25 protein-coding genes are annotated in these 26,847 nt (G+C 30.0%); 9 read left to right on the top strand and 16 right to left on the bottom strand.

Going from position 1 to position 26,847, the window contains the following annotated elements:
* The first annotated feature begins 213 nt into the window (after nt 1-213).
* From BTO16_RS04540 to BTO16_RS04560, 5 genes are read left to right on the top strand one after another with little or no spacing between them, the layout of a single operon-like run.
* The gene (locus tag BTO16_RS04540) at nt 214-798 is read left to right on the top strand and encodes a TetR/AcrR family transcriptional regulator (RefSeq protein ID WP_105020451.1); all 585 of its coding nucleotides are present in this window, start codon (nt 214-216) and stop codon (nt 796-798) included.
* A 1-nt stretch (nt 799) separates the two neighbouring features.
* Nucleotides 800-1,465 carry an NAD(P)H-binding protein gene (locus BTO16_RS04545; protein ID WP_105020452.1) on the top strand — a complete coding sequence of 222 codons (666 nt, stop codon included), beginning with the start codon at nt 800-802 and terminating at the stop codon, nt 1,463-1,465.
* 15 nt (nt 1,466-1,480) lie between these two features.
* A complete protein-coding gene (locus tag BTO16_RS04550; protein ID WP_105020453.1) occupies nt 1,481-2,113 on the top strand; it encodes an NAD(P)H-dependent oxidoreductase in 633 nt (210 codons plus the stop codon).
* Between the two features lie 38 nt (nt 2,114-2,151).
* Nucleotides 2,152-3,312 (top strand): iron-containing alcohol dehydrogenase, encoded by a 1,161-nt coding sequence (locus tag BTO16_RS04555; RefSeq protein WP_105020454.1) that lies wholly within the window; start codon nt 2,152-2,154, stop codon nt 3,310-3,312.
* 8 nt (nt 3,313-3,320) lie between these two features.
* Nucleotides 3,321-4,127 carry a type 1 glutamine amidotransferase domain-containing protein gene (locus BTO16_RS04560; RefSeq protein ID WP_211298197.1) on the top strand — a complete coding sequence of 269 codons (807 nt, stop codon included), beginning with the start codon at nt 3,321-3,323 and terminating at the stop codon, nt 4,125-4,127.
* Nucleotides 4,128-4,287: 160 nt separating this feature from the next.
* Here BTO16_RS04560 and BTO16_RS04565 read toward each other — a convergent pair whose 3' ends face one another.
* The 3 genes from BTO16_RS04565 to BTO16_RS04575 all read right to left on the bottom strand — a co-directional run bounded on the left by BTO16_RS04565 (nt 4,288) and on the right by BTO16_RS04575 (nt 6,881).
* Nucleotides 4,288-4,908 carry a MarC family protein gene (locus BTO16_RS04565; protein ID WP_105020455.1) on the bottom strand — a complete coding sequence of 207 codons (621 nt, stop codon included), beginning with the start codon at nt 4,906-4,908 and terminating at the stop codon, nt 4,288-4,290.
* 508 nt (nt 4,909-5,416) lie between these two features.
* Complete coding sequence (locus BTO16_RS04570; protein ID WP_105020456.1) at nt 5,417-6,190, bottom strand: patatin-like phospholipase family protein; 774 nt, start codon at nt 6,188-6,190, stop codon at nt 5,417-5,419.
* On the bottom strand, nt 6,177-6,881 hold the full coding sequence (locus tag BTO16_RS04575) for a DUF1003 domain-containing protein (RefSeq protein ID WP_105020457.1): 705 nt from the start codon (nt 6,879-6,881) through the stop codon (nt 6,177-6,179). Before BTO16_RS04575 ends, BTO16_RS04570 begins: the two co-directional genes overlap by 14 nt.
* Nucleotides 6,882-6,951: 70 nt before the next feature.
* Between BTO16_RS04575 and BTO16_RS04580 the strand changes: the two genes are divergently transcribed.
* Entirely contained in the window at nt 6,952-7,848 is an 897-nt protein-coding gene (locus BTO16_RS04580; RefSeq protein ID WP_105020458.1) for an alpha/beta hydrolase fold domain-containing protein, read from the top strand.
* A 5-nt stretch (nt 7,849-7,853) separates the two neighbouring features.
* On the opposite strand, the gene BTO16_RS04585 is transcribed toward BTO16_RS04580, so the two are convergent.
* The 6 genes from BTO16_RS04585 to BTO16_RS04610 form a co-directional block, all read right to left on the bottom strand.
* Nucleotides 7,854-8,711, bottom strand: a complete 858-nt coding sequence (locus BTO16_RS04585) for a mechanosensitive ion channel family protein (RefSeq protein ID WP_105020459.1) — start codon at nt 8,709-8,711, stop codon at nt 7,854-7,856.
* Nucleotides 8,712-8,797: 86 nt separating this feature from the next.
* Entirely contained in the window at nt 8,798-9,334 is a 537-nt protein-coding gene (locus BTO16_RS04590; RefSeq protein ID WP_105020460.1) for a DedA family protein, read from the bottom strand.
* Nucleotides 9,335-10,594 carry an NAD(P)/FAD-dependent oxidoreductase gene (locus tag BTO16_RS04595; RefSeq protein ID WP_407675512.1) on the bottom strand — a complete coding sequence of 420 codons (1,260 nt, stop codon included), beginning with the start codon at nt 10,592-10,594 and terminating at the stop codon, nt 9,335-9,337. It lies immediately after the preceding gene.
* Nucleotides 10,584-10,940, bottom strand: a complete 357-nt coding sequence (locus tag BTO16_RS04600) for a hypothetical protein (RefSeq protein ID WP_105021510.1) — start codon at nt 10,938-10,940, stop codon at nt 10,584-10,586. The genes BTO16_RS04595 and BTO16_RS04600 overlap by 11 nt, the downstream gene beginning before the upstream one ends.
* Before the next feature lie 263 nt (nt 10,941-11,203).
* Entirely contained in the window at nt 11,204-12,517 is a 1,314-nt protein-coding gene (locus BTO16_RS04605; protein WP_105020462.1) for a DEAD/DEAH box helicase, read from the bottom strand.
* Between the two features lie 102 nt (nt 12,518-12,619).
* Nucleotides 12,620-13,960 carry a DEAD/DEAH box helicase gene (locus BTO16_RS04610; protein WP_105020463.1) on the bottom strand — a complete coding sequence of 447 codons (1,341 nt, stop codon included), beginning with the start codon at nt 13,958-13,960 and terminating at the stop codon, nt 12,620-12,622.
* Nucleotides 13,961-14,131: 171 nt separating this feature from the next.
* Here BTO16_RS04610 and BTO16_RS04615 point away from each other — a divergent pair, with 171 nt between their 5' ends.
* Together BTO16_RS04615 and BTO16_RS04620 are read left to right on the top strand one after the other, a co-directional pair.
* Entirely contained in the window at nt 14,132-14,701 is a 570-nt protein-coding gene (locus BTO16_RS04615) for a Crp/Fnr family transcriptional regulator (RefSeq protein ID WP_105020464.1), read from the top strand.
* Nucleotides 14,702-14,758: 57 nt separating this feature from the next.
* Nucleotides 14,759-15,499: an acyl-CoA desaturase gene (locus tag BTO16_RS04620; protein WP_105020465.1), complete on the top strand. Its 741-nt coding sequence runs from the start codon at nt 14,759-14,761 to the stop codon at nt 15,497-15,499.
* 182 nt (nt 15,500-15,681) lie between these two features.
* Here the strand turns inward: BTO16_RS04620 and BTO16_RS04625 are convergent, their stop codons facing one another.
* The 7 genes from BTO16_RS04625 to BTO16_RS04655 form a co-directional block, all read right to left on the bottom strand.
* Nucleotides 15,682-17,202, bottom strand: coding sequence for a family 16 glycosylhydrolase (locus tag BTO16_RS04625; RefSeq protein WP_245891978.1), 1,521 nt, complete (start codon nt 17,200-17,202; stop codon nt 15,682-15,684).
* Between the two features lie 150 nt (nt 17,203-17,352).
* Nucleotides 17,353-18,387 (bottom strand): agmatine deiminase family protein, encoded by a 1,035-nt coding sequence (locus BTO16_RS04630; RefSeq protein ID WP_105020467.1) that lies wholly within the window; start codon nt 18,385-18,387, stop codon nt 17,353-17,355.
* Nucleotides 18,387-19,268 carry a carbon-nitrogen hydrolase gene (locus BTO16_RS04635; protein ID WP_105020468.1) on the bottom strand — a complete coding sequence of 294 codons (882 nt, stop codon included), beginning with the start codon at nt 19,266-19,268 and terminating at the stop codon, nt 18,387-18,389. Before BTO16_RS04635 ends, BTO16_RS04630 begins: the two co-directional genes overlap by 1 nt.
* A 179-nt stretch (nt 19,269-19,447) precedes the next feature.
* Entirely contained in the window at nt 19,448-20,053 is a 606-nt protein-coding gene (locus tag BTO16_RS04640) for a response regulator transcription factor (protein WP_105020469.1), read from the bottom strand.
* Nucleotides 20,043-21,653, bottom strand: coding sequence for a histidine kinase dimerization/phosphoacceptor domain -containing protein (locus tag BTO16_RS04645; protein ID WP_105020470.1), 1,611 nt, complete (start codon nt 21,651-21,653; stop codon nt 20,043-20,045). The genes BTO16_RS04640 and BTO16_RS04645 overlap by 11 nt, the downstream gene beginning before the upstream one ends.
* Nucleotides 21,654-22,298: 645 nt before the next feature.
* Nucleotides 22,299-22,502 (bottom strand): hypothetical protein, encoded by a 204-nt coding sequence (locus tag BTO16_RS04650; protein ID WP_105020471.1) that lies wholly within the window; start codon nt 22,500-22,502, stop codon nt 22,299-22,301.
* Nucleotides 22,503-22,787: 285 nt separating this feature from the next.
* Complete coding sequence (locus BTO16_RS04655; protein ID WP_105020471.1) at nt 22,788-22,991, bottom strand: hypothetical protein; 204 nt, start codon at nt 22,989-22,991, stop codon at nt 22,788-22,790.
* A gap of 517 nt (nt 22,992-23,508) precedes the next feature.
* Here BTO16_RS04655 and BTO16_RS04660 point away from each other — a divergent pair.
* Entirely contained in the window at nt 23,509-26,841 is a 3,333-nt protein-coding gene (locus BTO16_RS04660; RefSeq protein WP_105020472.1) for a transglutaminase family protein, read from the top strand.
* The last annotated feature ends 6 nt before the right edge of the window (nt 26,842-26,847 follow it).

The following is a 26,847-nucleotide window of genomic DNA, read 5'->3' on the forward strand; positions in this document are numbered from 1 at the left end:
AATTAAAATCTATTTTCTAATTGCTACAAAGGCATTCTGTCTACTTTTTAAATATGTAGTGCCTGCTGAACATATATTCGTGTTTTAATAGAATTATTCCAGTGTTCATTTAGAGCACTATCAATTTTTCTTATTTGGGATGTTTAAATCTCTATCACTAAAAAAGAATGAACGTTCATTTTTGATATATATTTGCATCAGAATAAAAGCAATATGGCAAAACTTCAAAAAAGTATCGATAAACGGAATGCACTTGTAAAAGCAACAATAGAGTTGGTAAACAACAACGGTTTCCACGCTACACCAATGAGTAAAATTGCTAAAATGGCGAACGTTTCTCCCGCTACTATTTATTTGTATTTTGAGAATAAACAAGATTTGGTAAATCAAACTTACATAAATGTAAAAGCAGCATATACAAAATACGCTTTTGAAACTTATAAAGCAACAATGCCTGTTGAGGCTGGTTTTGAATTGATTTGGAATCGAATTGCAGATTTTAAACTTAATGAGTGTGAAAACGCCATGTTTTTAGCGCAATGTGATAATACACCAATTATTGATGAAGCCAGCAGACAAGAAGGAATCAAACATTTGCAACCACTACTCGACCTTTGGGCTCGTGGTAAAAAAGAAGGAATTGTAAAACCAATGTCCGATTATCTTTTATATGCATATGCAATTAATCCGTTGTCATTTTTAATGATGTCGCAAAAACGCGGAGCCTTTACTTTAGACAAAACACATTTAGAAGAAGCCTATCAATCGGCTTGGAACAGTATAAAAGTTTGTAAATAACATGAAAAAGACCGCTATATTATTAGGAGCATCTGGTTTAACAGGAAATATTTTACTTCATAAATTAATTGAAGATACAAGTTACCAAAGTATAAAACTGTTTTCGCGTTCTAAAATCGAAGGACTGCCAAATAAAGTAACCCAATTTATAGGCGATTTGCTAGAATTAGAGAAATTTAAAGTAGATTTTACTGCGGATGAAGTGTTTTGCTGCATTGGTACTACCGCAAAAAAAACACCAGATAAAAAACGTTACAAGCAAATAGATTATGGGATCCCTGCAAGTGCTGCAAAACTAGCTAAAGAGAATAATATTAAAACATTTTTGGTAATTTCTTCAATGGGTGCCAATAAAAATAGTAATGTGTTCTACAATAAAACAAAAGGTGAAATGGAACATGCTGTCTTAAAACAAGGCATAACAAACACCTTTATTTTAAGACCTTCTTTAATTGGCGGAGATCGAAAAGAACAAAGAATAGGTGAAAAAATAGCGTTGGTCGTTTTTAAACTTATACAACCTTTACTTATCGGAAATTTAAAACAATACAAAACAATAGATGCAGAAAATATTGCGAAAGCAATGTATTATTTAGCAAATAAGAAAACAAATGCCGAAGTCATTATTACTTCAAATGAAATATTAAAACTATCAAAAAAGTACTAAAATAAAATTAATTAAATGGAATTATTAGACAAATTAAACTGGAGATACGCTGCAAAAGCAATGAATGGTAAAAAAGTATCAGAAGATAAAATAGAACGTATTTTAGAAGCTGCACGTTTAGCGCCAACATCAAGCGGATTGCAACCTTTCGAGATTTTTGTAATTAAAAATCAAGCTATTAAAGAAGAGATTAAACCAGTTGCGTGGAATCAATCTGTAATTACAGACTGTTCTCACTTGCTCGTTTTTGCTGCTTGGGACACGTATACAGAAGATAGAATTAACCACATGTTCGATTTAACAAACGAAATTCGTGGCTTTAAAAATGAAGGTTGGGAAAACTACCGCCAAATGTTATTAGGCTCGTATCCTCAAAAAGATGCCGAAGAAAACTTTAATCATGCTGCTAAACAAGCATACATTGCTTTTTCTCAAGCAATTATTGCAGCAGCTTATGAAGGCGTAGATACTACTCCGTTAGAAGGTTTTGATGCAAATGCAGTTGATAAAATTTTAGGATTGCGAGAAAAAGGATTGCGTAGCGCTGTTTTATTACCAATAGGTTACAGACAAGAAGATAAAGATTGGTTGGTAAACTTGGTAAAAGTTAGAAAACCTATGGCAGAATTAGTGACCGTAATTGAATAGTAATACGTTTTAAGTAAACCGATTAAAAAGAAAAGAAGATGAACAATTTTGAATTTAAAAATCCGACTAAAATAATATTTGGAAAGGATTCTATTAAGAAATTAGAAAATGAAATTCCTAAAGATGCCAAAGTTTTACTATTATATGGTGGCGGAAGTATCAAGAAAAACGGAATTTACGACCAAGTAAAAAAAGCATTAGCGAAAGTTGATATTGTTGAATTTGGCGGTATTCCTGCAAATCCTGAGTATGCTGTTTTAATGGATGCTTTAAAGGTAATTAAAGACGAGAAAATAACCTATTTATTAGCCGTTGGTGGAGGTTCTGTAATAGACGGAACAAAATTTTTGTCATCAGCAGCTCTATTTGAGGGTGATACACCTTGGGATATTTTATCAAAAAATATTAGAACCGAAAAAGGAATGCCTTTTGGAACGGTTTTAACATTGCCAGCAACAGGTTCTGAAATGAATTCTGGTGCAGTAATTACAAGAAAAGAAACCAAAGAGAAATTAGCAATGGGCGGTCCAGGGTTGTTTCCTGTGTTTTCTATCTTAGATCCGCAAGTGATTGCTTCTATTCCGCAGCGTCAATTGGCAAACGGATTAATGGATGCTTTTACGCATGTTTTAGAGCAATATATGACGTATCCAACAGAAGCTTTATTACAAGATCGTTTTGCAGAAAGTATTTTACAAACCATTATTGAGGTTGCTCCTAAAGTTTTAAAAGATCCAACAGATTATAAAGCGGCTTCTAACTTTATGTGGAGTTGTACAATGGCTTTAAATGGATTAATTCAGAAAGGAGTGCCAACAGATTGGGCAGTTCACGCAATGGGCCATGAGTTAACAGCTTTATTTGGTATTGATCACGCACGTACTTTAGCGGTAATTGCGCCAAGCCATTACAAGTTCAATTTTGAAGCTAAAAAAGAAAAATTAGCGCAATATGCAGAACGTGTTTGGAATAGTACTGATGGAAATACGGATGACAAAGCATACGCCGCAATCGAAAAAACAGTTGCTTTTTTCCATGAACTAGGCATCGATACAAAATTATCTGATTACACAAAAGATTATGAAGGAACAGCCGAAAAAATAGCACAGCGTTTTACAGATCGTGGTTGGTTAGGTTTAGGTGAACATCAATCGTTATCACCAGATAAAGTTGAGAAAATTGTAAAAATGGCGTATTAAGCAAAAATATGAAAGTAGCAAAATCAATCCTTTTAGCACTTACAATTATTACAGCTTCAAGTTGTAAAAATAATAAAACAGAAGTACCTTCTGAAAACGTTTCAGAAGAAATAACAACAATTTTAAAAAGTAAAAAAATGAACATATTATTTGTAGTAACATCTCATGATCAATTAGGAGATACAGGAAAAAAAACAGGATTTTGGGTAGAAGAATTCGCAAATCCATATTATTCTTTATTAGATAAAGGAGCAACGATTACAATTGCAACTCCAAAAGGTGGCGCTGCACCAATAGATCCAAGTAGTGATACTCCGGATGCTTCAACAGCAGATACAGATCGTTTTAATAAAGATACAGATGCAAAAGCTAAAATTGCTAATACACACAAATTATCAGATATGAATCCTGATGATTTTGATGCTGTATTTTATCCAGGAGGACACGGACCTTTATGGGATTTAGCAACTGATAAAACGTCGATTGCTTTAATCGAAAAGTTTAATAGTCAGTCAAAACCAATTGCTTTTGTATGTCACGCACCAGCTGCTTTGCAAAGCGTAAAAAATGCAGATGGAACACCTTTAGTAAAAGGTAAAAAAGTAACCGGATTTACAAATACAGAAGAAGCTGCTGTTGGTCTTACAGACATCGTTCCTTTTTTAGTGGAAGATATGTTAAGTAAAAATGGCGGAATCTATTCTAAAAAAGAAGATTGGGCGGCGTATGCTATTCAAGACGGTAATTTAATTACAGGTCAGAATCCTGCTTCTTCTGAGTTAGTTGCAGAAAAATTATTAGCAAGTTTAAAATAACTAGCGATTTAGTTTATAAAAAAAAGGTTGTCTGTTCAGACAACCTTTTTTTTGTTGATGGTAGTATTTAGAGTCAATATTCTTACATGTCATAAACGCTGTACCGCTTCCTATTTCTTAAATTGTTACCACAATTAAAATAGATCGATTAAAAAAAGGATTAAGACAATAATTTAAAAGTAATCTTAATTCCTTGTATAATCATACCTGTACCTATTATTGCAATAATTAAACCCATAATTTTCCCGATTACGGAGATCACATTATTACCAACAGTTTTAACGATAAGATCGCTTAATCTAAAAGTAAAATAAGTTAGTAAACTCATAGATCCAAAAATAGCAATTACCAAGAATATTTGTATTGGAGCGGCATTAGATACAAAATTCATAGCAGTTACAATGGTTCCTGGTCCTGCTAAAATAGGAATAGCCAATGGCGATACCGCAATATCTTCATCAACATCTACATTATCAATACTTTTCATATTAGATTGTTTTGACTGTAACATTTCAAAACCAATAAAAAAGATTAAAATACCTCCTGTTATTTTAAATGCAGGAATACTAATGTTAAATAATTCAAAAATATATTTACCTAATAGAATAAATACGGTAACAATTACAAACGCAATTAGATTTGATTTTTTATTAATAGCTCTTTTTGTTTTTTTGTCTAATCCTTGTGTCAACGAAACAAAAACAGTCATGTTTGATATTGGATTGGTTATGGCAAAAAACCCTGTAAATACGGTAATCGAGAATGTTAGTAAGTTATCCATATATTGCGAAATTTGAGACTTGAAAGAACTTGAATTACTTTCTTATTACCTACTTTTATTTGATTTTTTTTAAATCATTTGATTCTTAGTTTATTATAAGAAATCTAGTTTTTTTTTATTTTTAAACTGCACCAAAACTAGAACCAAAGAAACAAACCTTTCTACAAAAAGAAATCTTAACTTTTATGATTGCAAAAGTAAGTTAAGTGAAGTTTTATATAATTTGCAGTTTTACAACTTTTTTAATTTCTATGAAAAATAAAAGCTGGTCGATTTAAGATTATTTTTTAATTTAATATGTTTATTTACAAGCACTTACGGATGCGAATTACACATTAATCAATTAATGGTTTATTTTAGTAATGTTAATCAATAAAACACAGTGACTATTTATGCCGTTTTAGCTAAAAAAAATAATTTGTTTGATTTTAAATATTGTTAATTAACTAGGACGCTAAAAGTGCTAAAATATTTTTTTGAACTTGTATAAAAATTTATACAGTTGAATTTAACTTATCCCTTGCAAAATAGCATCCATTTTTTCAATAGTCGTTGCGTACCCAATATCAAACAATTCTTGAGATTTATGAATAGAAAACATATTGTATTTAAAATGCTTATCAATCAGAATAGAAACATCACATTTATGAATTCTTTCTTGCGTGGTATTCCAAACGGCTAATTGTAAACAGCGTTCTGTAATTTTTAAACGACCTCTTATTGTGTCTTTAAATTCGTGTTCATTAATACTTACACCAATTATTTTATCTGTAGTTTCTAATAAAGGTTCTACAGGTAAATTGTTTAGCAAACCGCCATCAACATATAAATAGTCATTAATTTTTACAGGTTTAAATAAGATGGGAATTGCACAAGAAGCCGCAATAACATCAATTAATATACCCGAAGATTTAATTTCGTAATTCCCAAGATTTAAATTGGTAACAGAAACGTATAATGGCACTTTTAGATATTTAAAATCGTCTTGAATATGTTTGTCTAAAAAGGACTTTAATCGGGTCATTTCTGTTAGTTCTCTGTTGATTAAACCAATTTTAAAAATCTTTAAAAATTCATCTGTTTTTGAGAGTGCTACTATTTCTAAAGGAGTATATCCGTGGCAATACAAAACACCAACTAAAGCACCAGCACTTGCACCAGAGATATGCGTTGGGTATATGCCATATTCATTTAATGCATGTAAAACACCAATATGAGCATATGCTCTTGCGCCGCCACCAGAAAGGACTAAACCGATTGTATTTGAATTATTTTTTTGCACTTAGTTGTTTCATAATATCTTCCATCATTTCTACCTGAACTTGCTGAATGTTTAACAATTCTTGTTGCTGATGAATAATTAAATGGTCAATTTTTTCGTGTAGCATTCTTATTTCTAGTTCAGATTTAAGATTTACCATGTAATCTTGCTTTGCACGATCTCTGTCTTTTTCTTCTTGTCTATTTTGACTCATCATAATTACAGGCGCCTGGAGAGCGGCTAAACAAGATAAAATAAGATTTAATAGGATAAAAGGATACGGATCAAAACCTTTGTTGACCAAAAACACGATGTTTGAAAATATCCAAATAAGTATAAAAACTCCGAAAATAATAATAAATTTCCAACTACCTCCAAAAGACGCAATTTTATCAGCTAAACGCTGACCCAAAGTAAACTTAGAACTATCTGCTTCAGTCGTCATTTTAGCAGTTAGTGTTTCTTGGTTTTGAAGGGTTTTTAGTACATCTTCTTCTAAATTACTTAACTCTCCAACTTCATTTAATAAATATTGAGCAATATATTTTTGTCTATATTGATTTAATTCAGAAATAGAAATGATACTTTTTAAATTAAAATCAGGAAATTCGATTAGAATGATATCAAATATTGATTTTCTAATGCTTTTACCTACTACTTTTTCTGATTCTTGATATTCTCTATTTGATATAGAGCTGATAAATGTTTTCATGATATAGACTTCATATTTTAGTTTAACTTTGCTGCTTTTATCAATTCTATTTTAAAGCTATAAAATAATAATGCGTTACAAGATACTACTATTGATTTTAATTTTAAATTGTCTTTTAACTTATTCTCAAACCAGATATGTTGATGCTGTTTTTAATGAAGTTAGTTCAAAAACATACAATTATGCCTTAAAGAATTTAGATACCTTAAAATTTGATCTTTACCAACCAGTTAATGATGATTTTAAAAAAAGACCTTTGTTTATTATTATTCACGGTGGAGGCTTTAAATCAGGCGCAAGAAATGATAAATCGCTTATATCTTTAGCAAACGGAATTGCAAAAAAAGGCTACGTAGTAGCATCTGTAGATTATAGACTTTTAGATAAACAGACCATTTTTAATTGTGATTTACCTTTTACTGAAGCTTTAAAAATATATACTAATGCAGAAGAAGATGTATTAGAAGCAATATCATATATTTTAAGAGGCAACTTTAAAATTGATACTAAAAAGATTATTTTATTTGGCACAAGTGCTGGCGCAGAAACGTTATTAAATATTGCTTACAATAAACAGTTATTAGGCAAACGTTCTAAGAGGTATAAAAACATTTCTATTGCAGGAATAATTTCTATTTCTGGCGCAATTTTAAATAGCAATGTAATTAACAAATTAAATGCAGTACCAAGTGTATTTTATCATGGTACAGAAGATAAAGTAATACCTTATTATCAAGGTGCACACCGTTCTTGCTCTCCATTAGATAAAGGATATTTTGTAATGGATGGATCAAAAAAAATAGTTGAAAAACTAGAAAGTCTTCACAAAAGTTTTATGTTTTATGGATACAAAAACAAAGGTCATAACATTTTAAATTTACCATCAGAAGATTTTAAAGAAGCTTTTATTTTTATCAAAAAAGTTGTTTTTGATGGCTCATTTTATCAAATGAGTTTAGTTAAATAGTGGTCTTAATCTAGTTTCCTTTGAATTATATTTGTGTAAGGATATGGCATTTCTATACCTTCTTTTTCAAATCGATCTTTAATACTTTCTTTTAATTCGCAACCAAGAATAAAAGCGTCACCAGGATTCGCAGCCCAAGTCCATGCTCTTAATGTAACAGAAAAATCGCCAATTGTGATTACTCTAACAGGCACAATTTCAGCTAATTTTTCTATTTGTTTTGCATTTCTATGGTCTATAAAGAGTGGGTTTTTAATAATTTCTTCTTTCATTATTGCTTTGGCGTGTTTTATGTTTGCAGTAAAAGCAATTCCGATTTCTACCCATTCGCAACAAATATCATCTGCAAAGTTTGAATTTACAATAACTTCACTATTCATAACCGAATTAGGAACGATGATTCTTTTGTTTTCATAGTTTTTAATCACGGTATGGCGTAAAGTAATATCTTCTACTTTACCTTCAATATTTCTTAATGAAATCGTGTCTTTTAATCGATATGGTTTAGTAATTACAATCATTATTCCGCTAATTATATTCGCTAATACTTGCTGAGAAGCAAAACCAATAACAGCCACAATTACTCCAGCTCCCGCTAAAATGGTGGTTGCAATATGTCTTAAACTAGGTACTAAAAATATAATAAAACTTAGCCCAATTAAAACGATTAGTAAACTCAGTGCACGCTGTAAAAATCGATAGTTTGTTGCATCAAATTCTTCCTGATTGGCGTGCTTTTTAATAAATTTATTTATTGATTTATTAACAACAAAATAAAAAACAAATGTAATTGTTGCTATTACTATAGCATGAATCAACAAACTAGTTTCTTGGAACAATGTATGTGTTACATCTTTCATCATATGCTTTATTATTAGTTATGCAAATAAATAATTTGTGAGTAAAAGAGCGATTACTAAGATAATAATTTTAATGATTGTTTTCTTTTTCATTCTTTTCGCTTAACCATTTTAAAAATTAAAAACCCTACAGTTATAGCAATTAAGCTGCCAATGAAATAGTATTCTATTTTTTCGATATGTTTTAAGTTGTTTATAATTAATTCACCAAAAACATAGCCAAGGCCAACAATTACAAAACACCAGATAATAGTACTTAAAATACTGTATTTTAAAAACTTACTAATCGATATTTCTTGTGATCCAAGAACAATTGGGGTAATTATTCGCATTCCATATAAGAATCTATAAGAGAGTAACATCTTTGTTCTATTCTTTAATAATTTTTGCTGTACAACTTCATATTTAGCGGCATATTTACTGTTAGTTAGCCATTTTTTAGCTTTGTATTTGCCAACATTAAAATAAATAATATCCGATAAAATGGTAGAAAAAATTGCAATTAAAATTACCATCCAAATATTTAATAAACCCTGATGTGCAGCTATTACTGCGGATAATAAAATTAATTCTCCTTCAAAGAAAATACCTAAAAAAAGTAAAATATAGGAAACTAAAAGATGCATTTATTTTCTTTTGTATGGTCTTATAATTAACCCTAAAGGTCTATCATAAGTAAAATAATTGTTCATCCAATCTAAAAAAGCAACCGCTTTATTTCTAAAACCTACCAATGACATAATGTGAATAAACATCCAAACTAACCAAGCAAAAGTTCCATGAAATTTCCAATTTGGTAAATCTACAACAGCCTTTCCTCTTCCTATTGTTGCCATAGTTCCTTTGTCTTTATACACAAAAGGTTTCAATGGTTTTTTATGTATTAAATTGATAATATTTTTTGCTAAATGCTCACCATGTTGCTGCGCAACTGGCGCCAACATTGGTAATCCTTTCGGGTTTTCTTTTGAGGCATAACTAGCAACATCACCAATTGCAAAAATTGAGCTGGTATTTATAACTTGGTTGTATTCATTAATTACTATTCTATTTCCTAAAATAGCATCTTGTGGCAATCCATTAAGCGTACTTCCTTTAACACCTGCAGTCCAAATTACCGTGTCAGTTTTAAAAGAGCTTTCATCAGCTAATTTTAAATAAGTTCCATCATAACTTACAACTTTTGCGTTTAAATTTACATTAATTCCAAGTCCTTTAAGATATTCATAACTTTTAAGAGAAGCATTTTCAGACATAACTGATAATAGTTTTGGTGAAGCTTCATAAAGATTTATTTGCATCTTTGAAATATCTAAATCAGGAAAATCTTTAGGAATTACATGGCTTTTCATTTCTGCTAATGCTCCTGCAAGTTCAATTCCAGCTGGTCCTCCACCTACAATTGCAATATTTAATATTTCTTCAAGAGACTGGTTATTTTGATTGATTAGTGCCTTTTCTAAATTTTGAAAAATAAAACTTCTAAGATTTAAAGCATCCGGAATTGATTTTAAAGTTAGTAAATTATCTTTAACATCCTCAAAGTTAAAATAATTAGTTTCGCTACCTGTTGCAATAATTAAGTAATCAAACTGAAATAATCCAATAGAAGTATCTATTTCATTCTTAACCGTATTTACAGCATTTACTTTAGCCATTCTAAAAGTTACATTTTTATAACCTCTAAAAATTCGTCTTATTGGGTATGCAATGCTGTCAGGTTCTAAACCACCTGTGGCAATTTGATACATTAAGGGTTGAAAATTATGATAATTATTTTGATCAATTAAAAGTATATCGGCATTTTGATTTTTTAGCGTCTTTGCAAGAGACAAGCCGCCAAAACCAGCGCCAATAATTATTATTTTTGGTGTATTAGTTTTCATCTTCATTTATGTGTAAAATGTGTAATAATCTGTGGGCAATCGGCGCAAAAATAACGGCTACAGTGCTTAAAAAAGCAATACCGCTAAATAAAGCATAAAATGAAGCAAATAGTTTAGCACTATCTGTGGGCATTTCATTTACAGGTCCCATTCCTGTTAAAATTAAAGAGGCATTGTAAAAAGAATCAATCCATGAAATATGTGCAAAGTAATAATACCCAACTGTGCCTATTGCTAAAGAAAATGCAATTAAAAAACTAGAAAAAAGAAAGTATTTTGTTAGCCTTATAATAAACTTATTAAAAGGTAAAACTTGATGTGTTTTATGCTCAAAAAGGTGTTTCATTATTTTCGCTTTTTTTACCATTTTTATTTAGGCTCTAAAAATGAATTGATGATTTGGATTTTACTTTAACGGCAAGAAATGCACTTAAATTAAATTCTCTCTGTGCAGTTCGATTCTCTAATTAATTAATACTAATATGACTCTAATAATTTCTAATATTAAAATATTTTGTTTTATGAACAACTGTTCTTAATTTTTACGTTTGATAAAAGGGTATTATTTAATTATTGCACGTAAAAAAAATCTATTAAAAAAAACAGCTACTACGTTAAAGTAACTCGAACTTTTTTCTTTTTTAAACGCGTATTATTTAGTTTTTCTACCAAACTATCCGCAAATTCTAACGGAATTGCAACAAACGCACAATCAGGTTTTAATTCAATCGTTCCTAATTGCTCTTTGGTTAATCCGCCTTGTTTTATAAATAAACCAGCAATATCACCTTTAGAAATTTTATCTTTTCTACCACCAGAAATAAATAAGGTTTCCCAATATTGTGGTTCTAGTTTCGCTTTTTTAGAAATATTTTCTGCTTTTGTATTTTTAATAAAATCGGGCGAAGTTTCTTTTTCCCATTTTAAAATATAAGCCGTTCCTTTTTCATTTATTCTTGCCGTTCTTCCGTTTCTATGGATAAAATCTTCTTCGTGTTGCGGCAATTCAAAATGAATAATATATTTAATTTCAACAATATCAATACCTCTAGAAGCTAAATCGGTCGCAATTAATAATTGACAAGTTCCGTTTCTAAATTTAATTAAAGCACGCTCTCTATCTTTTTGCTCCATTCCTCCAGAAAAACAAGCATGGCTAATTTTACTACGATCTAAAGAAGCACTTACTTTTTCGATACTGTCTTTTAAATTACAAAACACAATTCCTGGTTCATTACCAATATGGTGTATTAAATCCAACAAGGTTGTTAATTTATTTTTTTCAGGAGCTATTACTGTTTTAATAGCTAATTGCGATGTTCTTTTTTCTTTTAAATAATTGATGATTGTTGGTTTGTCTAATTTTACAAAATCAGGAACTTCAACACCTTGAGTAGCAGAAGTTAAGATGCGCTTATTTAAAGCAGGCAATTGATTAATAATTCCTCTCATTTCATATTCAAAACCTACTTCTAAAGACTTATCAAACTCATCTAAAACCAATGTCTTGATAAAGTTTTTAGAGAAACGTTCATTAGCAAAATGATCTGCTATTCTTCCTGGAGTTCCTATTAAAATTGCAGGAATATGTTTTAATTCAATTTTATCTTTAGACATTGGTCTACCACCATAGACTGCATTTACTTTATAACCAGAACCCATTGTGCGGATAACTTGTTCAATTTGTATCGCTAATTCTCTGGATGGCACTAATATTAAAGCCTGAATTTCATTTGATTCTGGATCTAAAGAATCAATCAATGGCAAGCAAAAAGCAAGTGTTTTACCCGTTCCTGTTGGTGATAATAAAATAGTATTTACAGTTGTTTCTATTACAGTAACAGCCTCTTCTTGCATCGGATTTAAAGCAGTAATATTTAATTTTGCTAATATATCCTCTTGGTTTTTAATGTTATTTGCCATAATTATTTTGTTCTATTTTACGTAAATCAGTATATATTATCCATCATTCCAAACGTGGCTTAAACAGATATTGATAACTTTATGATTGATTATTAAATTACGTTATTTCTTTTTTTTCTTTTTAGGTGCTTCTGGTTTTGTTTTTGTAGAAGCTACTTGAGCTAAGTAATTTGCTAATATTTTATCAACTAATTCCTCTTTCGTTAAGTGATGAAATATTGTTTTTATTTGTGCTTTAAAATCTTGTGAAACATCATGATTCGGTTTCGTTTTAAATATTTTTTTAGCCCACAATAAACCATTATTTTCTTCAATACTTTGTGAGTCGGCTTTTTTAAATTGATGAAATTGAATGCCTAATACTTTTTCAAATTCAGGAATATCTTGCACTTCATCATCTTGAATAATACTTAAAGAAAGTCCCTTTGCTCCCGCTCTTGCTGTACGACCACTTCTGTGCACATACGTATCATACGTATCTGGCAAATGATAATTTACCACATATTCTATTTCTTTTACATCAATTCCACGAGCTGCTAAATCTGTAGCTACTAAAATATTGATGTTGCCTTCTCTAAATTGCCCCATAATTCGATCGCGAATACCTTGGGTTAAACTACCGTGAATTGCCCCAGAAGAGAATTTATTAATAGCTAGATTTTTTGCTAGTTTATTAACAGCCGCTTTGGTTTTACAAAATATAATTCCGCGTTTACCATCTTTAGAACTTAAAAAATGAAGTAAAACCTCTAATTTCTCAATCGGTTTTACCACCACATATTGATGATCAATTCCTTGATGACCAACAGTTCCCATATCCGCCTCAATATGAACTACCTGTTTAGCCATGTAATTTTGAACCAATTGTTTAATAGTTCCTGGCATTGTAGCCGTAAACAACAACGTTCTTCTTGATTTCGGAATTTCTTTTATAATTGCATCAACTTCTTCTTTTAAAGCAGTAACCATTTCATCGGCTTCATCTAAAACAAAATACTTAATTTCTTTTATATTGATGGCATCACGTTTTACCAAATCTACTAAACGACCCGGAGTTGCAATTACAATATGCGTAGTTGATTTTAAGCGTTCTATTTGAGGTTTGATAGGTATTCCGCCACAAATAGAAGCAATAGATATTTCTGGAATTTCGGTTGAATAAGAAACTAAATTATCATAAATCTGATGTCCTAATTCTCTCGTTGGCGCCAATATTAGTGTCTGAATTTGAGTGTTTTCTAAATCAACTAATTGTAGTAAAGGCAATCCAAAAGCAGCAGTTTTACCCGTTCCTGTTTTTGCTAAAACAACCAAATCTTCTTTTTGGTTTAATACAACAGGAATGGTTTTTGTTTGAATATCTGTAGGAACAGAAATTTTTAATTTAGCTAAACTATCTTGCAATTGTTTGTGAATACCTAACTCTGAAAACGATTTTGACATCAAATAAATTTTTGGCAAAGGTACTAATAAGGTTCTTGGTAAATGAACAAATGATTCTTGTACATTTAAAATAAAAATATTTTAAAAAAAGCACCATTTTATATTGATTTTAACACCATTAAAGGCTTTTTGAATCCGTATATTTGATTGAATTATTTATAAGAAAAAGATTTGGAACAGATAAAAGCTTATTTAGATCAAATAGCAACGATATCAAAATTTGATTGGGATTTTTTTGACTCCAAATTGCAACGTAGAATAATTCCGAAAAAAGATATTTTTTTAAAAATAAATGAAATTGAAAATCATATTTCTTTCATTGAGTCTGGTGTTGTGCGTTTATTTATCCCAAACGAAGATCCAGACAAAGAAACAACCTTTGGCTTTAGTTTTAAAAATCAATTTATTAGTGCATATGATTCTTTTTTAACTCAGAAACCTTCTGCATATCAACTGCAAGCACTTACAGAAACCACCATTTTAAGTATAACTTATGCAGATTTGCAGGAGGTTTATAAAACGACGCAAATGGGTAATTTAATTGGCCGATTAACTGCAGAACGTTTATTTTTAATTAAATCTAAAAGAGAACAAAACCTTTTAAACTTAACAGCCGAAGAGCGGTACTTAAGATTATTTAAAGAGCGACCAGAACTTTTACAAGTAATCCCTTTAAAGTACATTAGTTCTTATATTGGGGTAACTGCACAAGCTTTAAGTAGAATAAGAAAACGTATTTAATTGATTTAGGTTCATTGTTTGCAAGCTAACATCAAATTATCTTTGCATAAAAAACGTATGGTTATCATTATTTTTGTTTTAGCGCTATGGTATGGAGGCTTGTTTTTTCAATCTTTCTTTTTACATCGATATGCAGCACATCAAGTGTTTACAATGTCGAAAACCATGGAAAAAATTACTTTTATTCTCACTTGGATTTTTCAGGGTTCTAGTTATTTAAGTGCTTATGGTTACGGAATTATGCACAGAATGCATCATGCCTACACAGACACAGAACAAGATCCTCACTCTCCATCTCACGACCCAAATATGTTTGCAATGATGTGGAAAACAAAAAATATTTATCAGGATATTAATACACAACGCATTGCAGTTGATGAACGTTTTACTAAAAATGTGCCACAATGGAAATCTTTTGATGCATTTGCTGGTTCAAAACTTTCTCGCATACTTTGGATTACCGGTTATGTTTTATTCTTTGCCTTTTTTGTAACTGCATGGTGGCAATGGTTGTTATTACCAATAACTTTCTTAATGGCGCCAATTCATGGAGTTATCATTAACTGGTTTGCACATATTTATGGGTATGCAAATTTTAAAATGAAAAACACTAGTAAAAACTTACTTCCTTTTGATTTTTTAATGATGGGAGAAGGATATCACAACAATCATCATAAACATGCTAGCAGCGCAAATTTTGGAGTAAAATGGCACGAAGTTGATGTTACTTATTTAATTATAAGAGTGTTAAATGCTTTTGGGTTTATTCAGTTAAAGCCAATTAAGGTTAAAAAATAATTATTAAGATTTCATATTAAAAAAAAGCTGATAAGATTCTTTAATTTCTTATCAGCTTTTTTTATGCTCATTTGTTTTTAAGAGAAGGTTTACCCTAGTAAGCTCTATAAATTATTTTTTTATTTGTCTTGCTTGTGTCTTTTGTTTTTTACTATAATAATAATAATAACGAAAGATGATTTTTATTTACTAATTACAATTTTCTTTGAAACTATTCTTTCATTTGCATAAATTTTCAACAAATACAAACCAGCCTTTAAATTCTTTACATTTAATTGTTTTGTAGCGGTATTTTTATCGATAACTATCTGTCCTAAAGTATTGTATAGCATAACTTTCTCGATGATTTCGTTTGTTCTAATCGTAACAAAGTCTGAAGAAGGATTCGGGTAAACAGCAAACTTATCAGCAAATACATCTGCAATGCTTAAAGGATTATTTTGATATATTTTTACATAATCTATAACCATACTACTTTCTGTAAAATTAGCATCTGGTGTGCCAGAAAAACCTCCCATTGCAATGTTTAATAATAGAAACTGCTCTTTATCAAAAGGCCAGGTATTGTCATTTTTTATAGATACTTTATAGGTGTAATAACCAACACCATCGATCATAAATGTAATTTGATTTGGAGACCAATTCATAGAATATACATGAAAATTTTCTGCCACATTTGCAAGGGCAATTGTAGACGTATTCATTGTATTACCAGAACTAGAAGGTGTGTGCAAAGCGCTCGAAACTTCATTTGTTGCATGTAAACCGTGCTCCATAATATCAATTTCGCCACATGCTGGCCAATTTGTAGTTCCAAAACCTTCTTGAAACCAATAAGCTCCTTGTTCGTTTACGTTTTTACCTAAAGTCCAAATTGCAGGCCAAGTTCCGTCTCCAAAAGGAAGTTTTGCACGCACATCTACTCTACCGTGTGTAAATGCGTATTTAGAATTTAATCTTGCAGATGTATAATTTAAAGCAACTCCATTTTGAGTAAAATTTTCTTTTTTAGCAACAATATTTAAATATCCGTTAGAAACATTTGCATTTTCTGTACGATCTGTATAATGTTGCAATTCGCCGTTATACCATCTACCTCCATTTGGACCTATTGTTTGAGGAAACCATTTATTGCTATCAACAGCTCCATTTCCATCAAACTCATCAGACCAAACCAAATCTGTATACAGAACATCTAACGCATTTGGGTCTGTTGGTGCTGTGCCATCTGTTATGTCATCTATTAAATAAGTTCCAGGAGTTGTAGAAGCATCATCAATAATTAAAAACAGTCTAGTATAAATACCTGTTGCGTTTACATTTGTACCATCCGCACTATTTTTAGCATTAGAAAAATCGAAGCTAATTGTTTTCCAATTAGAAGGCGAAGGAACTGTAAATGTTTCTTTTACTTGAACATTTGTATTCGTAGCACTTTCTAATTTTAAAAGTATATTATGAGGATTTGGGTCAAAAGAATAAAATGCTAAGGTTATTTTTTGTTGTATATCTAAATTAACAGCAACATCAATATAAAAACCTTGACTAGCATTTGAACCATTGTTAAAAAATTGACCAACGTTATTACTAGCATCTTTTGGATCGTTTCTTGTTGAAAAACCACTACCATCAAAAGTTATAAAGGTATCTACAGAATCTGTAAAATCAAGTGGCATTTGTTGACTATAGAATTGTACAGACATAAAAAAACAGGTAATTGCTAATTTGTAATTAATTTTTATAAAATAAATTTAATTTTATCAAAACTAGCGATTAATAAAATAGTTTAAAAATTAAAAACCCATACAAGAACCATACAAATAGTAGAATCAAGGTTATTTAAAAATTTAAAACTAATTTTTAGCTGGTATTTGCTGACTTAAACAATGCAACGTACCAAAACCCCAAATTAAATCGATTGCATTAATACCTATAATTTCTCTATCAGGAAAACAATCCGCAAGAATATTTAAAGCAACTCTATCATTTACATCATTAAAAGTAGGTACTAAAACACACTTGTTTAAAATTAGAAAATTAGCATAACTAGCTGGTAAGCTTAATTCTTCGAAAACAATTTCTTTAGGCATTGGTAACGAAACTATATTTAATTTTTCACCATTTTCTAAAGTTGCATTTTGTAATATTTTTAAATTGTCTTGCAAAGGTTTGTAGTTCGCACTTTTTTTATCGGTTTCAATAACAGTAACTACGGTATTTTCGTTCACAAACCTACATAAATCGTCAATGTGACCGTGCGTATCGTCACCAATAACACCGTTTCCTAACCAAATAATATTTGTAATTCCTAAATATTCTTTAAAAACAGCTTCGTAATCTTTTTTGGTAAAACCTTGATTTCTTACCTGAATCGTTGGGTGCAGTAAGCATTCTTCTGTAGTAATTAAAGTACCTTTTCCATTAACATCTAAAGCACCACCTTCCATCACTACTGGTTTTCCTTTGTATGTAACTTGCGTTAACGCGATGTTTAAAATGTCTGCAACTTTTTTTGGAACATTTTTATCTAATTGATGATTTGCATATTTTGCCCATCCATTAAACTTAAATTGTAATGCTTCTCTTTTATTGTTGTTTTTTACAATAATTGGTCCAGAATCTCGCATCCAACTTCTGTTGGTTTTTTGTAGAATAAAAGTTACATTTTTAAGGTTGATGTTAGCCTGCAACATCATTTCTGTAACCTTGTCTTTTAATTTTTCATTAGCAACAACTAAAAAAACGTCTTCATATAAAGAAACTTTTTTTATAAATTCTATAAAAGCCCACTGCACAGCGCTGTATTTTCCTGGCCAATCGTTACCATTATCAGGAAAACAAAGTAAGATACCTTGTTGGTCTTCCCATTCTGCTGGAAATCTTCTCATTAGTCTATGGCTCTTTTAGTGATGTCTCCAAATGCATCAATTCGTCTATCTCTAAAAAATGGCCAATTTTGACGCACATTTTCTTGTAAATCTAAATCTACTTCGGCAATTAATATTTCTTCTTTATCATGAGATGCTTGTGCTAGAATTTCTCCTTGTGGGCCAGCAATAAAAGATGCTCCCCAAAATTCGATTCCGGCTGTATCTGGTAAATATTTTTCTAAACCAATTCTGTTTGCAGCAGCAACATATATTCCGTTTGCCACGGCATGCCCTTTCATTACATTCATCCAAGCGTTGTATTGATTTACACCATATTGCTCTTTTTCTTGCGGATGCCAACCAATTGCTGTAGGATAAAATAGAACTTCAGAACCTTTTAAAGCAGTAAGTCTTGCAGCTTCTGGATACCATTGATCCCAACAAATTAACGTACCAATATTTCCTTTTTTTGTTGGTGAGTTTATAAAGCCTAAATCACCAGGAGTAAAATAGAATTTCTCGTAAAAATGGGGATCATCCGGAATGTGCATTTTTCTGTATAAGCCAGCTTCTGTGCCATCCGTATCAATAATATAAGCACTATTATGATAAATACCAGCCATTCTTTTTTCGAAAAAAGGAACTATAATTACTACACCAAGTTCTTTAGCTAAAGCGCTAAAAGCTTTAAAAGAAGTACTATAAAGAGGTTCTGCTAGCGCAAAATTATCTACATCTTCGCTTTGACAGAAATAATGACTGCTATACAATTCTGGTAAACTAATAACTTCTGCTCCTTTTTCTGCAGCTTTTTTAACCCAATGCAAACATTTCTCTAAGTTGTTTTTGGCTACATCGTTTAAATTTAACTGAATTACTGCTATTTTATATTTTTTCATTCGTGATTTTAAATTGAGAGCATAAAAATAAGAAAATAATATGTATGACCTTATTATTTTCTATTATTTACGATTTAGCAAGCAGTCAAAAATCAATAAATACTTTTTTAAAAACTCATTTACAATAGGTTATTCAACTAAAAATATAATTAATTTTTAGAGTAATTAATTGTATTTAGTTATTTAAATATATTTTTTATTGTTTTAATAAGCTCCGCTTTACTTAAAACGTTAAACTTTTTACACAGATTTCTTGAATGTGATTTTACTGTATTTTCAGATATAAATAACTTTTCTGCAATAACAGCGTTAGAAGGGTCGACCACTAATGATTTTAAAACATCTACCTCTCTCAAAGTTAAAGGAAAAGTTGTGTAAATGTTATCTGTTAAAAAAATATAAAAAGAATATAAGATTGAAGGGTTTTTCTTTAATTTAAAAATTGTTAAAGCGGCTTCTATTTCTGCAACTTGAAAAGGCTTACTTAAATAAGCCTCTGGCGCTAATTTAGCTGCTTTATTAATGGTTTTTGTATCTTGATTTGCTGTTAAAAAAATAAATGGTTTCTGTTTTTTTGTAAGAACTTTTGCGGCGTCTATTCCTGTTAATTTACCCGCTAAAAAAATATCGATTAAAGCTAAATCGAAATTCCAGTCTGTTTCGTCTAAAAAATCTTCTGCACTATGATAGGTACCAACTATTTTATAGCCAAGGGATTTAATTAATTTACTAAGATGCATTACCACAAATAATTCATCTTCAATAATTACGATATTAGATAACATTTTTGAACTCAAATTTATGATTACCAGTTTCTTTATCTAGTTGATAATTTAACCCTTTGATTCTTTTTATTAATTGATTTAATAAGAGACTACCTTTGCCATCTGCAAAAGATTTGTCATGAAAAGAATTGTCGCAATATTCAAATATAAACCCGTTAGCCTGAGACCTTACAATTATGTTTACATTTTTTATTTCTGACAAATTGTGTTCCATAGTATTTGCCAAAAGCTCATTTAAAATTAAACCAAAATAAACAATGCGTTCACTGTTAATTTTTACGCTACAAATATTTTTTTCGATAAATAAAATATCAGAATTCATTTTGCTGTACAACCTTATAATTTCATCAAAATATACAGCAATATCAACAAAGTCATTATAAATATCAACAAAAAAATGTTTGTGTAAAACACCAATTGTCTGAATTTTTCCTGAAATCTTATTCAATATTTTTTTTTCTGATGTATTTGCTTGATCAAAAGAATAATCTACTAATGAAATAATCATTTGTAAATTATTTTTAATTCTATGGTTACTTTCCACCATCAACATTTGATATTTTTCATTGCTTCTTTCAAAACTTTGAGCTAATTTTTTTTTCTTCAAAAAGAGTCTCGCAACAATTATACTTAGCACGAAGAAAATAATCATAAAAGAAAAAATAATATAAAAAATATTCTTTTGTGCTTTAGATTTTTGCGCTGCCTCTATTACTTTAATTTTAAATTTTTCGGTATCGTATTTAACTCGGTAATAAGACATTTCTTGATTACTTCTTTCTAAAGCAAGCTGTTCGGCTGCTTCTTTTTCTTTGAATGCCCATTTATAATAAGAAATAGAATCATTTATAATTAAATACCTATTTGCGATATTTTTATATAAAGTTTGCTCAGTTCCGTACCAATTATTAGTATCTACTAAATCTAATAACTCTTTAATAATTGTGTCTGCAATTTTTAAATTGCCTTCTAAAATATTTACGTATAATACATGACACATTACAACTACATAATTATTCTCATCATTTAACTCTTTAAAAAGCTTTGCAGATCTTAATAAATAGGGTTTAGCGGCTTCTATATTTTCATTATGCAACTTAAAATAACCCAACTCATTACACAGACTGGCTTCTTCTTTGTAGAATTTATTTTTTTTCGCAATATTTAACGCTATTTTCAAGTATTTAGTTAAAGAGTCTTTAGGTGATCTTCCTGGATACTTACCCACTTCTGCATATAAAGCAGCCATTCTGCCTAATTTTCGAACGTGTAGTTTTGGATATTTTTTTGAATCGGATAATTTTTCAAGGACTTCTAAACCTTTTTTTTGATCGCCAGTTCTACGCATCATTTCACCCAAAAAAATAGAAGATTCTAAATATTTTTCCCTCCAATTATTCCCTGAAACAATGGCTATTGCCATTTCTAGTTCTGTAATACTTTCAGAAAAAAGACTTAATTTATTTAATTCTATTGATGCCTTATAGTGAGAATTAAATTCGGATTCATCAGCGCCTTGTCCGTAAAAAAAAGCAGTATTTATAAACAGAAAAAAGATAATTAAGTTGGAGATAATTAAATTTAATAAACGTAAAATCATAAATTATAAAAATTCAAATAGCTTTAATTTTAATATATAATTTAGGGAGGAAACTTAATAGCAAATATAGCTTAATTGGTGTATTGTTTTTATCTTTGATTAGAAAAATCAACTTAAATAGATTTATTATTGCTAAATAAGTTGCTAAAATTTTTAAGACAAAAATATTTAACAAGTATCGTAAAATTACTTTCTCTTTTTTGTGTAACTTTTTTAAATACCTAAAACCTTTAATTCATATTTAACAATATGTACAACTACTGTTAAACTAACATTATTAACTTTCTTTTAAAATTTGAACTAGTTAAATGCTGGTTTTCAAAATCTCTTATAACTGTATTTGATTACTTGTTAATTGTATCTGATTCATAATATTTGGGGTTTACAGTATAAATATAAAGTGTTTACTTATGATAAAATAGCCAATTAGCTCAAAGCAGATTTACATCATACGAAAACGTACTTTTGTGCTGATGAGATGTAAAATTTTTTAAATACTAGCTTTAATTATATAATTTTAAAAAAATAAAGCAGTATTTACATCTTTTTATTTTTTTTTAAATTTCTAAAACAAAAAAAACGTTGTAATTATACTTTTAAAAGTACAATTACAACGCATCTCTTTAATACAAGAATTTTAAATTCTTAGCATGTATAGTGAAATTTCTTTTTCTTTTTTGTGTAACTTTTCAAAATACCCATACCTTCTAGCTCATCCATAATAGTATATAGAACTAATATTAATGAAATATTTTCAACTTTTTTCATAATCTGAGAACTTGTTAGATGTTCGTTTTCAAGAGCTTTTAAAACTGTAATGTGCTTTTCTGATAGGTTTGTCTGATTCATGATATGTTGTTTTTATTGTAAATTTAATGTGTTTAAGTATTTATATTAAAAGTATTAGATAAAACAACTTTATATTTATATCAAATGCTACTTATTAAAGATAAGTGGTTATTTATTTAAAAATAAGTTTGATTAATGTTGAGAGGTTGTTGCCAATAAAAAATCTTTCCAAACTATTTTTTTTACATATTTATACCTAAAATTTGAGCATAAAAAAAACGTTATAATTGTACTTTTTAAAAGTATAATTATAACGCATCTCATTAGTACAAGAATTTTAAATTCTTAACATGTATAGTGAAATTTCTTTTTCTTTTTTGTATAACTTTTTAAAATACCCATACCTTCTAGCTCATCCATAATGGTATATAGAACTAATATTAATGAAATATTTTCAACTTTTTTCATAATCTGAGAACTTGTTAAATGTTCGTTTTCAAGAGCTTTTAAGACTGTAATGTGCTTTTCTGATAGGTTTGTCTGATTCATGATATGTTGTTTTTTATTGTAAATTTAAAATCTTAATTACTTACCAAGAAAAAAATTAGATTAAAATACAATATGATTATATCAATGGTTCTTTTTTATAGATGAACCGCTAATTTTATTAGATATATTTAAGTTGTTAATTTAAATTTGATTTGATTTTTTAAATTTAATTAAAATATTAGTTTTCGATTTTATTAAAATTCATAAAACAGCCAACATTGCTCTAACAGGCATTTGCTAAAATATTTATTGAATTTATAGCATACGATTCAAATTATTATATAATCTATAATCAAAGACTTTAATTTTAATAGAATTAATGAATATTTTTTAGTTAATTATTAGTAAATTTATAATTATTAAAATCATTGCTTAATAAATACATTAGCTGTTTTTTTTATCAAATTTTACGCTAAATTTAGACGATAAATTACCTAAATTTGCACGCATTTTATTTGATTTAATTCAAAAAAGAGTAACAGAAATTTACTTTGCAACTTGCAAAACAATATAATATATGGCTTTAAAAATTGTAATATCACACAAAACAACCTATAAATATGATCGTAAAGTATCATTATCTCCTCATATTTTTAGATTACGACCAGCACCACATTCTAGAACACCGATAGAGTCTTATTCTATTAAAATAACTCCTGAAAATCAGTTTTTTAATTGGCAACAAGATCCTTTTGGTAACTATGTTGCACGTTTAGTTTTCCCTGATAAAACAGATGAACTCTCTATTGATGTCGAAATTATTGCTGATTTAAAAACCATAAATCCTTTTGATTTCTTTATTGAAGAATACGCAGAAGAATATCCCTTTGTATACACAGAAACTACTAAAAAAGAGCTTCAGCCTTATTTAGAAATAACTGATAAAGGCAAACTCCTAGCAGATTTTATAAAGACAATAGACCTTTCGCCAAGAAAAACTATTTATTTTTTAATTGATATCAATCAGAAAATATATGAGTTTTTAAATTATAATATTAGAATGGATCCTGGTGTACAAAGCTGTGAACAAACACTAGATCAAAAAAATGGTTCTTGTAGAGATTATGCTTGGTTATTTGTGCAAACTTTGCGCCATTTAGGTTTTGGTGCACGTTTTGTATCAGGGTATTTAGTGCAATTAAAATCAGATGAAAAATCATTAGACGGCCCATCTGGTCCTGAAGAAGATTTTACAGATTTACATGCATGGGCAGAAGTATACTTGCCTGGTGCAGGTTGGATTGGTTTTGATTCAACTTCGGGCCTTTTAGCTGGTGAAGGCCATATTCCTTTGGCGTGTACTCCTTCTTTCGAAAGTGCTGCTCCTGTTTCTGGAATGACAGATAAATGTGAGACAGAATTCTTCTTTGAAAACAAAGTAACTAGAATTTTTGAATCGCCAAGAGTTACAAAACCTTATGTTGAAGAGCAATGGGATGAAATTTACAAACTAGGAACTAAAGTAGAAAAACAACTGCAAAAACGAGATGTTCGATTAACAATGGGTGGCGAACCAACCTTCGTTTCTATTGATGATTTAGAGTCTCCAGAATGGAATACTGCTGCAGACGGGCCAAATAAAAGAAGATTAGCGGGCGATTTAGCAAAGCGTTTATATGATAAATTTGGAAACGGTGCCGTTTTGCATCATGCACAAGGTAAATGGTATCCTGGTGAGCCTTTACCAAGATGGCAAATAGAAATTTGTTGGCGTAAAGATGGCAGACCAATTTGGTATGATAAAAAGTATTTATCTTCTTATGCAGAAAACCCAATTGTACCTCAAAATGCCGACAAGCTTTTTTTAGAAACACTGTCTAAATATTTAAGAGTTTCAACACAACATATACAACCTGCTTTCGAAGATCCTTTTTATCATTTATGGGAACAAGGAAATTTACCTATTGATATTAATCCTGCAACAGATAAAGACGGCTCTTTAGCGCGTAAAAAACTGCATGATATTTATGAAAACGGAACGTCAAACCCTATTGGATACTTGATGCCGTTAAATAAAACGGAAGGAAAATGGTTTACAAGCGAATGGACTTTTAGAAGACAACATATATTTTTAACTGCAGGTAATTCGCCAATGGGATTAAGATTGCCATTAAATTCTTTGATGTCAAAACCAGAGCACGAAATATTTCCTATTTACGAGCCAGATCTTTTTTCTAAAAAGAAACGTTTACCGAGTTTTAAAAATATAGTTAAAGAAAGATATCAAGAATTTCTTGACTACGGTTTAGAGCCGAACGCACCGAATTACTTTGTGCGTACAGCAATTTGTGCAGAAATTAGAGAAGACAAATTATACTTATTTTTACCACCTTTAGAATCTGCTGAAACCTTTTTAGATTTAATTGCAGCCATAGAATTTACTGCAAGAGAATTAAATATTCCTGTTATTATGGAGGGATATGATCCACCAAAAGATAACAGATTAGAATCTATGAAAATTACCCCAGACCCTGGTGTAATTGAAGTAAATGTGCATCCTGTTTCTAATTGGGAAGATTTGTGTAAAAACACATTTACCTTTTACGAGCAAGCAAAACTGTCTAGATTAGGTACTGAAAAGTTTATGTTAGATGGTAAACATACAGGAACTGGTGGAGGAAATCATGTTACCTTAGGAGGCACAAGCCCTAAAGACAGTCCGCTTTTGCGAAAACCAAGTTTACTAAGAAGTTTGTTAACTTTTTGGCAACATCACCCAGGTTTAACCTATTTATTTTCTGGTTCTTTTGTTGGTCCAACGAGTCAAGCACCAAGAATTGATGAAGCTCGTTTAGAAAATTTATACGAGTTAGAAATAGCATTTAGTCAAATTCCTAAAGACGGAGAAGTTCCTTTTTGGCTAACAGACAGATTGTTTAGACATTTATTAACAGATTTAACAGGCAATACACACAGAGCAGAATTTTGTATTGATAAATTGTATTCGCCAGATTCTTCTACCGGTAGATTAGGTATTTTAGAATTACGTGGTTTTGACATGCCTCCTCATCCACAGATGAGTTTAGTTCAAATGCTATTGGTAAGAACTTTAGTAGCTTGGTTCTGGAAAAAACCTTACGAACACAATTTAGTGCGTTGGGGAACCGAATTACATGATAAATTTTTAATAGAACATTATGTAAGAGAAGATATTAAAGATATAGTTGATCAATTAAACAGAGCTGGTTATGAATTTAAAGAAGATTGGTTTGATCCATTTTTTGAATTTAGATTTCCACTTCATGGGATGGTCGAAATTAATAATATCCATTTAGAATTAAGAGCTGGTATAGAACCTTGGAATGTTTTAGGAGAAGAAATGACTGGTGGTGGAACTGCTAGATATGTAGATTCTTCTTTAGAAAGATTACAGGTAAAAGTTACTAATTTTACCGAAGAACGCTTCGTATTAAGCTGTAATGGTGTAAAAGTACAATTAAGAAGTACGGGAGTTAAGGGTGAATATGTTGCCGGAGTTAGATATAAAGCATGGGATCCGTATTCTGCCCTACACCCAACAATTGCAGTAGATACACCGCTTGTCTTTGATATTGTCGATACTTGGAATAAACGCTCTATTGGTGGTTGCACGTATTTTGTTGCACATCCAGGAGGAAGATCTTATGATGAATATCCTGTAAATAGTTACGAAGCAGAATCAAGACGAATTAATCGTTTTTGGGAATTTGGACATACGCAAGGTGAAATAAATCCTGTAGAAAATATTAACCCAAATTCTGAAAATGCAAACAGAACTGTAGAAGAAAACACAAGTTCTAAGCGATTTAAATTTAAAGAATTACCGGTTAATTTCGAATTTCCTTACACATTAGATTTAAGAAAAAAATAAGGATTC

The organism is Polaribacter glomeratus (assembly GCF_002954665.1).
In the GTDB taxonomy this organism is placed as follows: Bacteria; Bacteroidota; Bacteroidia; order Flavobacteriales; family Flavobacteriaceae; genus Polaribacter; species Polaribacter glomeratus.